Origin of the sequence: Brevibacillus agri (assembly GCF_004117055.1) — a bacterium.
In the GTDB taxonomy this organism is placed as follows: domain Bacteria; phylum Bacillota; class Bacilli; order Brevibacillales; family Brevibacillaceae; genus Brevibacillus; species Brevibacillus agri.
The window spans coordinates 3,747,917-3,762,206 of sequence record NZ_CP026363.1 but is presented as its reverse complement, the minus strand read 5'-3'; the positions used below and the strand labels follow the sequence as shown (position 1 = coordinate 3,762,206).

The window sequence follows — 14,290 nt, the reverse complement described above, 5'->3', positions numbered from 1 at the left end:
TTTAGGAGAGTGAGAGCATGAACGTAGAAAAAATTCCGGCGACAGAAGGCCGATTCAACCTGGAGAATTACGACGAGACGTACGCCAATTTTGACTGGAAGGATGTCGAAAAGCAATTTTCCTGGTATGAGACGGGAAAAGTGAATATGGCTTATGAAGCCATTGATCGCCATCTTTCTACCGAGCGCAAGGACAAGGTCGCGCTGCTGTACAGCGATTTGACCCGGGAAGAAGCCTACACCTTTGCCCAACTGAGCGAGCTGTCCAATAAATTCGGAAATGTACTGCGTGACCTGGGAATCGCAAAAGGCGACCGCGTGTTCGTCTTCATGCCGCGTACCCCAGAGCTTTATGTAAGCGTTTTAGGAACGCTGAAGGTCGGTGCGATTGTCGGCCCTTTGTTCGAGGCATTTATGGAAGCAGCGGTGCGCGACCGTCTGGAAAACAGCGAAGCGACCGCGATTGTGACGACTCCTGCGCTGCTGCCGCGCATCCCGGTATCCGAGCTGCCAGCCCTCAAGCACGTCATTATTGTCGGGGCAAAAGAGGAGCTTGCGGAAGGGCAAGTCAGCTTTGAAGAAGCGATGGCAAAAGCATCCTCGGAGCTGGAGATCGAGTGGGTGGATCGCGAGGACGGCATGATTTTGCACTACACGTCCGGCTCGACAGGCAAGCCAAAAGGCGTGCTGCACGTCCACAACGCGATGATTCAGCACTACCAGACAGGAAAATGGGTGCTGGACTTGCAAGAAGACGATGTGTACTGGTGTACAGCCGACCCGGGTTGGGTGACAGGCACTTCGTACGGCATTTTCGCTCCGTGGCTGAACGGCGTCACGAACGTCATTCGCGGCGGACGATTCACTCCGGAAGACTGGTATAAAACGATTGAAAAATATAAAGTAACGGTCTGGTACAGCGCGCCTACCGCGTTCCGCATGCTGATGGGCGCAGGCGATGAGGTTGTGAAGCGCTTCGATCTGTCCAGCCTGCGCCATGTACTGAGCGTCGGCGAGCCGCTCAATCCGGAGGTTGTGTATTGGGGACTGCGCGTGTTCAACCACCGCATCCACGACAACTGGTGGATGACAGAGACTGGCGGCCAACTGATTTCCAACTACCGCAGCATGCCGATCAAGCCAGGCTCGATGGGCAAGCCTGTCCCGGGCGTCTACGCGGCGATTATCGACGACCAAGGCAACGAGCTGCCGCCAAACCGGATGGGCAACCTTGCGATCCGCGTCGGCTGGCCGTCGATGATGCGACAAATCTGGAACAACCCGGCGAAATACGCAGAATATTTCAGCATCCCGGGCTGGTACGTGTCGGGCGACTCGGCTTACAAGGACGAGGAAGGCTACTTCTGGTTCCAGGGCCGGATTGACGATGTTATCAACACGTCCGGCGAGCGCGTCGGTCCTTTCGAGGTCGAGAGCAAGCTGGTCGAGCATCCGGCAGTCGCCGAAGCAGGGGTAATCGGCAAGCCCGATCCGCTGCGGGGCGAAATTATCAAGGCGTTCATCTCGCTGCGCGCGGGCTACGAGCCGAGCGAAGCGTTGATGGACGACATCCGCAAGTTCGTGAAGGAGGGGCTGGCAGCCCACGCCGCACCGCGCGAAATCGAGTTCCGCGACAAGCTGCCAAAAACGCGCTCCGGAAAAATCATGCGCCGCGTCCTCAAGGCGTGGGAGCTGGGCCTGCCGACAGGCGACCTGTCCACGATGGAAGACTAGGCGAACAGACGAAGAACCATCTCTCTTGGTAAGGGAGATGGTTCTTTTTTTGCTCAGTGGGGCGGGGCTTGGAGATGGGACGTTCGTGGTTATGGCGGTGTGCGTGAACGTGTGAGTTCGCGTGTTCAGCGGGAGTGTCCGTGCTCATGCACATGCCCCCGCGCCCCTCCCTGACAATGCAGCTTGCCGTGCGAGATTGAAGAGTTCTCAATCTGGATCGTCGCGTGCGTGATGCCAAATTCTTTTTGCAAAAGCTCCAGCGCCGCATCCAGGACAGGGTAGCTCGGCAAGCCGTCCTCGACGATGAGGTGGCACGTCAGCGAGTCAAAGCCGGAAGTGACCGTCCAGATGTGCAGATCGTGCACTTTGCGCACGCCGTCGAGCTGGCCCAGGCGCGCTTCCACCTTTGTCGTGTCGAGGCGGGAGGGCGCTCCTTCCAGCAAGATGTTGACCGATTCCTTGGTGACGCGCCAGGCGCTGAGCAAGATCAGGAAGGCGACGATAATGCTGATGAGCGGGTCGGCGATGTACCAGTCGAAAGCGAGCATCAGGATGCCGCCGAGAATGGCGCCGACAGAGCCGAGCATGTCGCCCAGAACGTGCAGGTAGGCGCTGCGCACGTTCACGTTGTCCTTGTAATCGCCGCGCATGAGGACGAAGGCAGCGGCGATATTGGCGAGCAAACCGATGGCGGCAATGACGATCATTTTTCCGCTGGCCACCTCGGGAGGCTGGAGCAGGCGCTGGAAGCCTTCCCAGAAAATGAACAAGGAAATCAGCACGAGCGTGACGCCGTTTGTCAAGGCAGCGAGAATTTCAAAACGCTGCATCCCGAACGTTTTTTTGGCCGAAGGGGGACGCGCGGCAAAGTGCAAGGCAACGAGGCTGAGCAGAAGCGCCAGGGCATCGCTCAGCATGTGGCCGGCATCGGATAAAAGCGCAAGACTGTTGGTCAAAAAGCCGCCGATCGTCTCGACGATCAAAAACACCGTGATGATGAGAAAAGAAGTGAACAGCGCTTTTTTGCTCGCTCCTTTTCCATGGTGATGATGGTCGTGTCCATCTCCGTGGTCGTGATGGTGGAATCCCATAGTGTTGCCCTCCTCTATTGGGTCGCTTTAGCGGACGAGTTGTTCAGCAAGAAAGAAAGCGTCTTTTCCCACGCCGCCCATGAGCGCGGAGGCGCGTGTATGCTGCCAGGGAAGCCCGAGAAAAAACAGTCCCGGCACGGCTGTGACACCGCGATCATGCCGCGGCCAGCCGCTTGGGTCGAGTACGTCTGCCATGGACAGCCAGCCGTAGTCGGGGCGAAATCCGGTCGCCCATAAAACGCTCTGGAAGCTCGCCTGCCCGCCGTCCACGAAAAAGGCGGTTTTGTCCGCAAGGCGAACGGTTCTGGCCGCGATGCGCATGGCGCCAGTTTTTGCCAGAGCTTTCATCTGTTTTTGGTAGCCAAAAATCGGATCAGGTCGTTTCATCAGTTGCTTTCCGACCCACGACGAGCGCGGGGCGTCCAGCAAGCCAAACAACTGCATGTAGTCAAAAATAGTTTTGCCCAAAACGTACAAAGGCAGATGAACGCGCGGCTGTCCGCTGGAAAAAATGACGGGGCGGTGCATGGCCAGCTCCACGGCGATTTGCGCGCCCGAATTGCCTGAGCCGACGACGAGGACGGGCCCGGCGGGGAGCTGGCTTTCGTTTCGGTAGTGCGCCGTATGGAGCGAGACGGCATCGGGGGCCAAATGCCCGGCAAACGGCGGGATGTAAGGCGATTGAAACGGGCCTGTTGCGACGACGACGTTTTTCGTTCGCAGCGCTTCGTGCCCTGTCTGCACGAGAAAGCCCGATGCCGTGCGCTCGACGGAGACGACCGCCGTATTCAAACGGACGGGCAATTGAAAATGACTGGCGTACAGCTCCAGATAGTCCGCGGCTTCGTCTTTCGTCGGAACGGTATGCGGCTCTCCGGGAAAGGCCAGGCCGGGGAGGGCATTGTGCTTGCGCGAGGTAAACAGCACGAGGGAGTCGTAACGCTTGCGCCAACTGTCCCCGACGCGTCCGTTTTGGTCCAGAATGACAAAGCGTACCTGCCGCTGCTGCAAAAAATGGCCCAGCGCAAGGCCGGACTGGCCGCCGCCAATGATGATGACTTCGTAGTCGTGCATGGGAGACCCCTTCTTTCGGCCGGGAATTTACCTAAATCATACCACATTCATTATTATATTCAAACAATCATTTGAATGTTAGGTAAAAACAATAAAAAAAGCCGCCACAAATGTGACGAGCCACAATGGAACTAATCAAGAACGAGCTGTCTTTTTCGATTGCTTCAATTCGGCCGCATGCTCGATCCCGCACATAATCAGATGGCGAACATGGTCGTCGTCCAGGGCGTAGTAGACGAGCTTTCCGTCCTTGCGGTGCCGCGCAAGCCCCATGTTGCGCAGCAAGCGCAGATGGTGGGAGGTGTTGGCAATCGAGCTGTTGATCGTGGCCGCGACATCGCACACGCACAGCTCGCCCTCCAGCGCCAGGGCGTAAATGATTTTCGCGCGCGTGTCGTCAGCCAGCGCCTTGAACAAAGGGGCGACGCCTTCTGTTTCGCTCATCTTCGGCCGCAGCCTGTTTACCTTCGCTTCATCGACCGTTTGGATCTCGCAAACGTCTCCTTCTTCAGCAGCACGCTGAAATTCCAGCTCCATGTTCTTCCCCCCGCACAGTCGGTTTTATCCATTATAAAACGGAAAGGGACGGAAAAAAAGACGGGAACCAGGAGGAAAGTGCGCAAGGAGTATCTAATTAGGAATGATGACGATTTGCTAAAAGGAGTGGACAGCTTACGTGATTGCTAAAATTCGTCATTTCCTCATAGAGATTATAGGGGCCGTCCTTCTTGGATTGTGTGTAGTCTGGCTTACCACTGGCAGCCAGAATAGCTGGTTTTCCGGCTTTCGCATAGAATGGTCGCCGCGTTGGCTCGATGTCAAAACGTTTTTTCTCAGCATTTTGCTGGAGGCCATCCCGTTTGTGCTGCTGGGCGTGTTTTTTTCCGCCTTCATTCAGACGTTTGTCTCGGAAGAGCAGGTTAGGCGCTGGATGCCAAAACATCCGCTCGTCGCGTTACCGATTGCCGGGCTGCTCGGCTTTTTGTTTCCGGTGTGCGAGTGTGCGATCGTCCCGGTTGTCCGCCGCCTGATTCAAAAAGGGATGCCCGTATCCGTCGGCGTCGTGTTTTTACTCGCCGGACCGATTGTCAATCCGGTCGTGCTCTCCTCGACGTACATCGCCTTCGCGCGGCAGCCGGATATGGCGCTGTACCGGGGAGTCGCCGGTTTTCTCGTCGCGCTGGCCGTCGGCTTGTTGGTCTGGCTGTTTGTGAAAAAGAACCCGCTGCGGCTCGGGACAGAGGCGCAAATTCGCCACGAAGCCGCCCATAGCGAAGCGATGCGGGGCAAGCTGTCGGCAACTTTTGCGCATGCCGTTGACGAATTTTTCGACATGGGCAAATTTTTGCTGTTCGGGGCGTTGGTCAGCAGCATCCTGCAAGTGTTCATGAGCCGCGACATTTTGGTGGAGATCGGGCAAACGCCGATTACGTCCCATCTGGTCATGATGGGCATGGCTTACTTGTTTTCGCTTTGCTCGGAGGCGGATGCCTTTATTGCCGCATCGTTTTCGGGCACGTTTCAAAGCAGCTCGCTGCTCGCTTTTCTCGTCTTTGGACCGATGCTTGATTTCAAAACGACGCTGATGCTGCTCGGCACGTTCCGCTTCGGATTTGTCGTCAAGCTCGTCGTCGCCATTACAATACTGGTGTTGGCCGTTACGATGCTGATGCCGATCTAGGGGGAGGAAAGAAATGGAACAGACGAACTGGACCAGACACTATTTGATGCGCAGCCTGATTTTGGCAGGGTTCGCCGCGCTGTTGTCCTACCTGATCTGGACGGAAAAGCTGGGGCATTACCTCGCGCCGAAGCTGCACATGCTCAGCTACGTCACGCTAGGCATTCTCGTCATTTTGACCATTGTGAGCGTGCGCCAGTTGTTCAGCAAAAACCGGGCGTACGAGTGCGACTGCGAGGAAGCGCACCAGGTGCCGCGCACGCGCTGGGGCTCGCTTGTCATCTACAGCCTGTTTTTGCTGCCGATCTTCATGGGCTTTTTCATGCCGGATAAAATATTGGGGAGCGCCGTAGCGGAAAACCGCGGGGTTACTCTGCTCAGCAGCGACGCCAGAAAATTGGCGGCAGTGGCGACAGGAGCTGGGCAACCAGAAGCAACGTCCCAGCCGTCCAGGGAGCAGGGCGGCCAGGCTGCACCGCCAGAGCAGACAGGCGAGGACGCATCGCCATCACAGCAGGCAAATGCGCCAGTCGTGGTGGAAACAACAGGCGAAGGCCAGAAGGGCGATCAGCAACAGACGCCACAGCAATCCGCGCAGCCGCAAGCGATAGAGCAAGCAGTGCCCGCAGACGCAACGGCTGCGAACCCGACAGCAAGTGGCACAGCACAGGCTGCTTCTGGCGCCAGTCCGTCCATGACGGACGAGGAGCTGAAGCGATACTTTTCGGGCGGGGGCTTCGGCGATTTTTACACCGACATCGCCGCTTCCATGTACAGGCAGCCCGTGATCTCGCTTCATGACAAAATCTTTTTGGACGGCCTCACTACGCTCGAGCTGTACGCGAAAGACTTCGCGGGAAAACAGCTCGAAACGCTCGGCTTTGTCTACAGGGAGCCTGGACTTGGCGACAAGCAATTCGTCGTGGCGCGTTTTTCGGTGACGTGCTGCACGGCGGACGCCAGTGTCTTCGGCATTCTCGTGGAGAGCGAGGACGCAGGCAAATGGGCGAAGGACAGTTGGGTCAAGGTGCAGGGCAAGCTGGAGCTGCGCCAGGTCGACGGCTATGACATGCTCGTGCTGAAAGATGCGAAAATCCAGGCGGTCAAGGCACCGAAAGATCCGTATGTGTACTACAGCTACGAGGCGGCAGATATCACCCCATAAAAATCGTGTTTACCATGGGCTTCGCCAGTTAATCTGGCGGAGTCATTTTTTTGTACAGAACAGGGCGAGATTGCTGAGCTTTGGATAACCCGCATGAAGGCTTCGGCGGGAAGCTGCGGGGAGTGGCCGGACAAGGCTTTAGCGTCATCGGGCACGACTATTTGGATGCCGTGCGAAAAGCAGGAGCGATTCCGCTCGGGATTCCTGTCGGGGATCTCGATGCTTGCCAAGAGCTTGTAGCGGCGGTCGATGGCATTGTGCTGGCGGGCGGAGAGGATATCGACCCGGTGCGGTACGGGGCCAGGATTGACATGCGCTGCTCGGCGCTTGCGCCGGAACGCGACGAATACGAACTGAAGCTGCTGGAGGCGGCGCTGGCTGCCAACACGGGCTAAAAAACAAAAAGGCAAGGGAAAAGCTCCCCTGCCTGTTGATCGCGCTTGCCTATTCCTTTTTATTGCCGGACTGCTCTTCTTCGTAAAACCAGAGCGGATCGTCGCAATCCTCATCGCCGTTGTAGTTAATCAAAATCTCTTCGCCCGCCTGAATGTCGCGATAGGCGTAGAAATCGAACGTGTGGTTGTCAAAATTGATGCTGTACGTGGCGTTTGGCGTGTAGGAATGGTTGAATAGCATGCCGTAGCCGAGCAAAAACGCGGTATGGTTGGCACCGTATTCAAAGGCGTAGTCCGCCAAAAGCGTTTTTTCAATGTGCTCGTGTTCCTCGTTCAAATAAGGAAGAACCGGAGCTTCATGGAGCAATTCGCCTTTTGCAAAGTCGCGCATGGCGAAAACGCCTCTGTTTAATTCTCCGTTGCTCAGCTTGGAGGTCTTGACTTCGAGCATGTGGTTCACCTGCCATTCTTCATGTCTGGTATCGTAAAAACGGGTCCTTCTAAGGATGACAGTGGTTGGCGCGGAAAGCAACTGTTTTCGGTTGGGAGCTTACTTTTTCATAATCAGATGGTGGCGCACCGCGTAGGCGGCGAGCTGCACGCGATTGGCCAATTGCAGCTTTTCCAGGATGTTTTTCAGGTGGTTTTTCACCGTGTTTTCCGCGATAATCAACGCTTCGCTGATTTCCCTGTTCGTCTTTCCGGCTCCGACGTACATGACGATTTCCCGTTCGCGCGGCGTCAGCACATCCGGCACCAGATCGTCCACGTGCTCCTCCTGCCTGAACCGGTACATCAGCCGGGTTGCCATTTCCCGCGTCAGCTCGCTGTCTTCGCCAAGCAACGCGTGCAAGTAGTTGATCCAGTCGTCTGGCTCCAAGTTTTTCAGCAAATAGCCTTGCGCGCCGAATTGAATCGCGGTAATCAAGTCTGCGACGTCATCCGAGACGCTCAGGATGACGACCTTGATGTGCGGGTACGCTTTTTTCACCTCGCGGGTCGCTTCCAGGCCGCTCCATTTCGGCATGTTGATGTCCATCAGCACCAGATCGGGCTGCAACTGTCCACAGAGCAAAAAAGCTTCCTCGCCGTTTTCGGCCTCGCCGATCACTTCAAACGAAGGGTCCGGGTCCAAGAGCGAGCGAATCGCCATGCGAGCCATCGGGTGGTCGTCAGCGATCAGCACACGGTATGCGTTCATTGCGAAAAACCTCCAGGATGGGCTGTCAGGCGAATGATGGTGCCGCCGTCTGCCCGTTTTTGAATGTCAATTGCGGCGTTCAACTGGCGCGCCCGCTCGCGCATCATCGACAAGCCGTATTTTTTCGTGTCTGGCTTGGTATGGGCAATTCCCACGCCGTCGTCCTCGATCACGAGCTGCCAGCTCCGCGGCTCGCCTGTCGTCAGTCGAATCCAGGAATGCTTGGCCTGCGCATGTTTGCGGATGTTGGCAAAAGCTTCCTGGATGATTCCGAACAGTTGCACTTCCTCCGCAGGGGTGAAAAAGCTTTCCTTCACGCGCAAATCCGCTGCGACATCGACGCCGGACAGCGCGCTCCACTGCGTCAGCCATTTTTCCAGCCGCTGGTCGAAGCTGCCTTCCTCCGGCAACGAGCGCAGGTTGAAAATCGCCTGGCGCACGTGGTTGTCGATGGCCGAAACCGCTACTCTGGCGTCATCCAAATGCCCCTGCTTCAGCTTGACATTGAGAAAAAACAAAGATTGCGCGATGCCGTCGTGCAACTCCCGGGCCAAACGCTCGCGCTCCTCGTACACGGCCCTCCTGGCTTGCTCCTCGACGATCCGCGCGTTCATCTGCTTGATCGTGCGAAACATCCAGGTGGCGAACAAATAAGACAACAAGAGCGTCAGCAAAGTAATATATACGTTGCCCGTTTCCATGGACATATAAGGCAGCAAAAAATCGTGCCGAACAAATTCGAAGCCCCCGATAATGATCGTGGGAATGAGCACGGTCAGCCAGTAAAACAAGCGATACGACATAACAAATCCCTTCTTTGCGGTTGGTCATCACTCCTAAGTATACCGAATGGGACAAGCGGATGATATACTCGTAGGAGAAAAGGTGGCGAAAGCAGGAGGGAGATTCATGCATACAATCGCGAGAGCATTGACGATAGCAGGATCAGACAGCGGGGGCGGAGCGGGCATCCAGGCCGATTTGAAGACGTTTCACCAACTCGGCGTTTACGGAATGAGCGCGATTACGGCGATTACGGCGCAAAATACGTTGGGCGTGGCCGGGGTGTATCCGCTGCCGACAGAGGCGGTGGCCCAGCAGATGCGCGAAGTGTTGCGCGACCTGGGAGCGGATGCGGCGAAGACGGGAATGCTGTTTGATGCGGACATCATCCGCGCAGTGGCGGCAGAGGTGCGCGCCGCGAGTCTGCAAAAGCTGGTCGTAGACCCGGTGATGATCGCCAAGGGCGGGGCCAAGCTGCTCCTGGACGAAGCGATTGACGCGCTGAAAACAGAGTTGCTGCCGCTCGCGGAAGTCGTGACGCCGAATTTGCCGGAGGCCGAGTGCCTGACAGGTATGACGATTCGCACCCCGGACGATATGCGCGAAGGCGCCCGCGCGATTCATGCGCTCGGAGCGCGCAACGTCTTGATGAAGGGCGGCCACCTCGACGGTGATACCGTCGTCGACATTTTGTTTGACGGCCGCGACTTTTTCGAGTTGTCGCATGAGCGCATCCATACCCGGCATACGCACGGAACGGGCTGCACGTTTTCCGCTGCGTTGACGGCAGAGCTGGCGAAAAATACGCCGCTCGTGGCTGCGGTTGAAAAAGCGAACCGCTTTATTTTCGAAGCGATCAGGACCGCTCCGCAATTGGGCGGCGGCCACGGTCCGACCAATCACTGGGCGGTTGTGGAGTAAAGCGAAGGCGAGCGACAACAAAATGGCCTCGCGGAGAGCAAATTCTCTGCGAGGCCATTTTGCTATTTGACTTGCACGGTAAACCCGCCTTGCAAACGAGCGGGATAGTCCGTGAGGGTAAAAGTGTAGAAATCAGGGGCGCCGTTCTTCGTCAGTCTTTGGTAAATCAGGCTGTACGTCTGAAGACGCCTCGCCGGATCGCGCGAAGACGAGCTTCCCTGGACGTAGTCGTATTTATTCGCCTGATTGTCCGTGATGTCGCTGCCCAAATGGATGAAGCGATGCGCGTCCGCTTCCTCGACTTCCAGCTCCCAGTCCATGCCGACCACATCATCGACCTGGCGCAGCGCAGTCAGCTTGAGCCTGGCATCGGGTGCTTTGACGAGCTTCTGCGTCTTCGCGTCGATTACCACCTGCAGCTTGTCGCGGTCCAGCGCCCGAATCCCGTTTGCTTTCAAAAACAGCTTTTGCGGCTCCAGAAAATAGATGCTTTCCAGATTGTACACTTTGCCGTTTTCCCCGTTGTCACGCGTCGGCACGCCATTTCCCCAGAAAGCGTACGTCTGGCCGTTTTCATCCACCAGCCGCAGATCGTCAAAGCCGAAAATATGTTTGGAGTTGCCCGGATCGAAGCGGATGCTGACTTCTGTTTGCGTAGGGAACACCGTCATTTGCTCGATGGTAAACGTCTGTCCGTCCACCGTCACTTTTTTTCCGACAGGAACCACTTTTTTCTCAAATGTCGTGTATTTGCTATGGTCGATCGGAAACGTAATCGCAAGCGGAGGGTTCAGCTCTACGCCGTCGAGGTCGAGCGTCACTTTGGCTGTCAGCGCGTCAGGTACTTCGCTTGTTTCCGGGAGAAAAATATCAATCCGGTTTTTTTGCTCCTCGTTCGCTTCCACGTCCATGCTAGACCAGCTCGCTCCGTGCTCCCACTCCTTGCCGGAGGCGTCAAACAGCTCCAGCTTGCGCATCCCGACCTTTTGGCCGCTACGTTCGTGCTTCAAGGTGTAAAACAGCAGCATCCGCTTCTGATCGGTCAGCACCTGGTCGATCGTGAACGTGATGCCTGCAAGCGAGCCGCCTGTGCCGATGTCCTGGACCATCTCGTGCTCGGCAGCCCGCTGCAACCCTTTGTCATCGCGAATCAGCTCGACGAACTTTTCCATCCCGGGAATGTGGCTGACATAAGCGGCAACCGCCGGGGAGAGGCGCACCGAGAACACAAAGGCCAGGAGCAGACACCCTGTCGCAATTCCCGAGCAGAGGCGAACCAGACGGCTGCGGCGGCGTCTGCGTTGAAGGCTTTTGGCCTGGGCGATGCCAGAGCGAATGTAGTGCTCGATGTGCGGCGGTACGTGCGCGTCGGTCTGACCCTCTGTTTTTTCGATATCCATATACATTCACCAGCCTTTCCCGAGTTCTTTTCGCAATGTAGCCAACGCCTTGTGCAGCCAGGTCTTGATCGTTCCTTCCGGATGGCCGAGCCGTAACGCAATTTCGCGAATGGTCAGATCTTCAAAATATTTCAGGATGATGATGCTGCGGTAAGCAGGCGTAAGCTTGGCCAGCGCTTCCTCGATAACGAGTTTGTCCGCCGTGTGCTCCCACTGCTTGCGATCCGGGTCCGCCAGACCGTCGCCATCGGGAAAGTCGGGGGCAAACCGTTTTTTTCGTTTCAGCTCGTCCAGACATACGTGGATGAGAATGCGTGTCAGCCAGGTGCGAAAATGCGCGGGCTGCTTCAGGCGAGACAAGCGGAGATAGGAACGGCAGGTCGCTTCCTGTATCGCCTCCAGCGCGTCCAGTTCGTTGCGCAAAAAGGCGTAAGCCACGCTGTACAGCTGCTGTTGCTGCTGGCAAATCAACTGGTAAAAAGCTTCGTCGTCTCCTTGCCTGGCTTGCGAGACAAGTTGTTCCAGATTCACATTTTCCCCCTCCTACACGTATTAGACTGCGCAAAGGCGAAAACAGTTTTGGGAAAATCGGCAATCGCTGCGTCTTTTTTGAACCAACTGCCTGCTTGTTGCTTACAGTAAAGGAAGAAGCAATGAGGGTGGGGGAAGGCATGTGGACCAAATGGGTAACGATTCATGAATCGTACGGGCTTCCTAGAGTGGCGAGCGAGTGCCGGCGATATTTGGAGATAAAAGGAATCCGGGTCAGGCTGTTGTCCAGAGAAACGAAAAAAGGCGGGTATGTGTACACGCTGCAGGTGCCGTCCAGCCAGGCGGCGGAAGCGCGACAGTGGCTGCGCGAGTTCAAAAGCACGCTGTAGAGCGTGAGCAGCCAGTGATCTCCTCGAAAGCTTGTCCGACTGTGCAGGCCATACTACACACTGGGAGGGATCTTGCGCTTATGGTGACGACACTGCTGGAAGCACCCGCGAAAACAGGGCAGAAAAAAACTGGCCTGTTTGTGCCCGACTACGTTTTCGTCGAGCCAAACGCACTGAACTATCCGCTCGGCCAGGAGCTGTACCAGCGTTTGCAAGCGGAAGGCATCCCGCTGCAAATGACAACCAGCCACAATCAGGTGCGCGGCATTCCCGGCGAGACAGAGGTGGAAAAGTACCGCAATGCCAAGCGAACATTGGTCATTGGGGTGCGCAAAACGTTGAAGTTCGAAACCTCCAAGCCGTCTGCGGAATACGCGATTCCGCTGGCTACAGGCTGCGCGGCGCATTGCCACTACTGCTATTTGAATACGAACATCGGGTCCAAGCCGTACGTTCGCGTCTACGTCAATACCGATGAAATTTTGGCCCAGGCGAAAACATACATCGAGGAACGGCCGGGAGAGATTACCCGATTCGAGGCAGCCTGTACGTCCGATCCGGTCAGCATCGAGCATTTGACAGGAAACCTGAAGCGAGCGATCGAATTTATGGGGGAACAGGAGTATGGCCGTCTGCGGTTCGTTACCAAGTTTCACCACGTCGATTCGTTGCTCGATGCGAAACATAACAAGCATACCCGTTTTCGCTTCAGCATGAATGCCGATTACGTCATCAAAAACTTCGAGCCGGGCACTTCCAGCTTTGCGCAAAGAATTGAAGCGGCGGGCAAAGTGGCAAAAGCAGGCTATCCGCTCGGCTTCATTTTGGCCCCCTTATACTGGTTTGACGGATGGGAGGAAGGCTACACCGACTTGCTGGAACGGCTGCGAAACCAGCTCGTCCCGGAAGCGCTGGCCGACCTGACTTTTGAGCTGATCCAGCACCGCTTCACCAAAATTGCCAAAAACTTGATTTTGCAGCGCTATCCGAAAACCAAGCTGGCGATGAACGAGGAGGAGCGCAAATACAAATGGGGCAAGTACGGCAAAGGCAAGTACGTCTACCCGGACGTGCAGGCCAAAGCCTTGCAGGCGCATTTGGAGAGGGAGATTGCGAGACTGTTTCCCAAGGCCAAAATCGAGTATTTTACGTAGCGCAAAAGCGTTTGTCCGACCGACTGCTCTGATCGTCAGGAGCAGTTTTTTTTATTGGAAAAAAGCGGCATGCGACAGAAAAGGAATGGTTTCGACAAATGGAAGTACGCGTGCTAAAATATGGAGTGCTCTCATTTTGGCGAAAGGAACAGAGGCGTATATGAAGTCCATATTAATAACTGTCGAGGGACCGATCGGTATTGGAAAAACCTCGTTGGCGCGGGAACTGCACCGCACTTGCGAATTGCAATTATTGGAAGAAATTGTTTATGAAAATCCGTTTCTAGGAAAGTTTTACGAGAACATCGCGGAGTGGAGCTTTCAGCTAGAGATGTTTTTCCTGTGCAACCGCTACAAGCAGTTGCAGGATATTCACGCCCACTATCTCAACCAGGGCATTTCTGTCGTATCCGATTACAATATTTTTAAAAATACGATTTTTGCCAAACGAACGCTGTCCGACAACAATCTCCCGAAGTATCTCAAAATTTATGATATCCTGACAGAAGATTTGCCGCAGGCTCATCTGGTCATTTACTTGACGGCGTCCATCGACACGGTCATGAAGCGGATCGCCATGCGCGATCGCGAGGTGGAGCGGACGATGGATGTGGGCTATATGGAAAATCTGATCGCCGATTACAACGAATTTATGGACGAGTTTGAAAAGCACCACCCGGATACGCCTGTCATCAAATTCAACTGTGACGAGCTGGATTTCGTCCATCGGCCAGAGGATCGGCAGTATATGCTCGATCTCATCCTGCCGCGCATTCAGGAGCTGCGGGGGCAACAGGCATAACGATGCCGT

The 14,290-nt window shown here is 55.8% G+C and carries 16 protein-coding genes; 8 read left to right on the top strand and 8 right to left on the bottom strand.

All coding sequences use genetic code 11. The features are described 5' to 3' along the window. Positions 1-17: 17 nt before the first annotated feature. Positions 18-1,733 carry an acetate--CoA ligase gene (acsA, locus tag BA6348_RS18510; RefSeq protein WP_025848509.1) on the top strand — a complete coding sequence of 572 codons (1,716 nt, stop codon included), beginning with the start codon at positions 18-20 and terminating at the stop codon, positions 1,731-1,733. Positions 1,734-1,858: 125 nt separating this feature from the next. Here the strand turns inward: acsA and BA6348_RS18505 are convergent, their stop codons facing one another. From BA6348_RS18505 to BA6348_RS18495, 3 genes are all read right to left on the bottom strand, one after another. Next, on the bottom strand, positions 1,859-2,824 hold the full coding sequence (locus tag BA6348_RS18505) for a cation diffusion facilitator family transporter (RefSeq protein WP_005827978.1): 966 nt from the start codon (positions 2,822-2,824) through the stop codon (positions 1,859-1,861). 27 nt (positions 2,825-2,851) lie between these two features. After that, positions 2,852-3,898 carry a flavin-containing monooxygenase gene (locus BA6348_RS18500; RefSeq protein WP_122952659.1) on the bottom strand — a complete coding sequence of 349 codons (1,047 nt, stop codon included), beginning with the start codon at positions 3,896-3,898 and terminating at the stop codon, positions 2,852-2,854. Between the two features lie 135 nt (positions 3,899-4,033). Further along, positions 4,034-4,435, bottom strand: coding sequence for an ArsR/SmtB family transcription factor (locus tag BA6348_RS18495; RefSeq protein WP_005827982.1), 402 nt, complete (start codon positions 4,433-4,435; stop codon positions 4,034-4,036). Positions 4,436-4,574: 139 nt separating this feature from the next. On the opposite strand from BA6348_RS18495, the gene BA6348_RS18490 reads away from it, so the two are divergent. The 3 genes from BA6348_RS18490 to BA6348_RS18480 all read left to right on the top strand — a co-directional run bounded on the left by BA6348_RS18490 (position 4,575) and on the right by BA6348_RS18480 (position 7,139). Beyond that, entirely contained in the window at positions 4,575-5,579 is a 1,005-nt protein-coding gene (locus BA6348_RS18490) for a permease (protein WP_007785036.1), read from the top strand. A 13-nt stretch (positions 5,580-5,592) separates the two neighbouring features. Then, complete coding sequence (locus BA6348_RS18485; RefSeq protein ID WP_122952658.1) at positions 5,593-6,744, top strand: TIGR03943 family putative permease subunit; 1,152 nt, start codon at positions 5,593-5,595, stop codon at positions 6,742-6,744. 80 nt (positions 6,745-6,824) lie between these two features. Next, positions 6,825-7,139 (top strand): gamma-glutamyl-gamma-aminobutyrate hydrolase family protein, encoded by a 315-nt coding sequence (locus tag BA6348_RS18480; RefSeq protein WP_122952657.1) that lies wholly within the window; start codon positions 6,825-6,827, stop codon positions 7,137-7,139. Positions 7,140-7,188: 49 nt separating this feature from the next. Here BA6348_RS18480 and BA6348_RS18475 read toward each other — a convergent pair whose 3' ends face one another. From BA6348_RS18475 to BA6348_RS18465, 3 genes are all read right to left on the bottom strand, one after another. Continuing rightward, positions 7,189-7,590 carry an SET domain-containing protein gene (locus BA6348_RS18475; RefSeq protein ID WP_005827990.1) on the bottom strand — a complete coding sequence of 134 codons (402 nt, stop codon included), beginning with the start codon at positions 7,588-7,590 and terminating at the stop codon, positions 7,189-7,191. A gap of 99 nt (positions 7,591-7,689) precedes the next feature. After that, positions 7,690-8,340 (bottom strand): response regulator, encoded by a 651-nt coding sequence (locus BA6348_RS18470; protein ID WP_005827993.1) that lies wholly within the window; start codon positions 8,338-8,340, stop codon positions 7,690-7,692. After that, positions 8,337-9,143 (bottom strand): sensor histidine kinase, encoded by an 807-nt coding sequence (locus BA6348_RS18465; RefSeq protein ID WP_005827995.1) that lies wholly within the window; start codon positions 9,141-9,143, stop codon positions 8,337-8,339. Before BA6348_RS18465 ends, BA6348_RS18470 begins: the two co-directional genes overlap by 4 nt. A gap of 106 nt (positions 9,144-9,249) precedes the next feature. Between BA6348_RS18465 and thiD the strand changes: the two genes are divergently transcribed. After that, positions 9,250-10,044 carry a bifunctional hydroxymethylpyrimidine kinase/phosphomethylpyrimidine kinase gene (thiD, locus tag BA6348_RS18460; protein WP_122952656.1) on the top strand — a complete coding sequence of 265 codons (795 nt, stop codon included), beginning with the start codon at positions 9,250-9,252 and terminating at the stop codon, positions 10,042-10,044. Positions 10,045-10,106: 62 nt separating this feature from the next. Here the strand turns inward: thiD and BA6348_RS18455 are convergent, their stop codons facing one another. Further along, positions 10,107-11,444: a DUF4179 domain-containing protein gene (locus BA6348_RS18455; RefSeq protein WP_242507372.1), complete on the bottom strand. Its 1,338-nt coding sequence runs from the start codon at positions 11,442-11,444 to the stop codon at positions 10,107-10,109. A 6-nt stretch (positions 11,445-11,450) separates the two neighbouring features. Next, positions 11,451-11,975, bottom strand: a complete 525-nt coding sequence (locus tag BA6348_RS18450) for a sigma-70 family RNA polymerase sigma factor (protein WP_025848525.1) — start codon at positions 11,973-11,975, stop codon at positions 11,451-11,453. A gap of 140 nt (positions 11,976-12,115) precedes the next feature. Between BA6348_RS18450 and BA6348_RS18445 the strand changes: the two genes are divergently transcribed. The 3 genes from BA6348_RS18445 to BA6348_RS18435 all read left to right on the top strand — a co-directional run bounded on the left by BA6348_RS18445 (position 12,116) and on the right by BA6348_RS18435 (position 14,281). Beyond that, a complete protein-coding gene (locus tag BA6348_RS18445; protein WP_035317425.1) occupies positions 12,116-12,325 on the top strand; it encodes a hypothetical protein in 210 nt (69 codons plus the stop codon). Between the two features lie 80 nt (positions 12,326-12,405). Beyond that, complete coding sequence (splB, locus tag BA6348_RS18440; protein WP_026557011.1) at positions 12,406-13,479, top strand: spore photoproduct lyase; 1,074 nt, start codon at positions 12,406-12,408, stop codon at positions 13,477-13,479. A 160-nt stretch (positions 13,480-13,639) separates the two neighbouring features. Further along, positions 13,640-14,281: a deoxynucleoside kinase gene (locus BA6348_RS18435; protein ID WP_025848528.1), complete on the top strand. Its 642-nt coding sequence runs from the start codon at positions 13,640-13,642 to the stop codon at positions 14,279-14,281. The last annotated feature ends 9 nt before the right edge of the window (positions 14,282-14,290 follow it).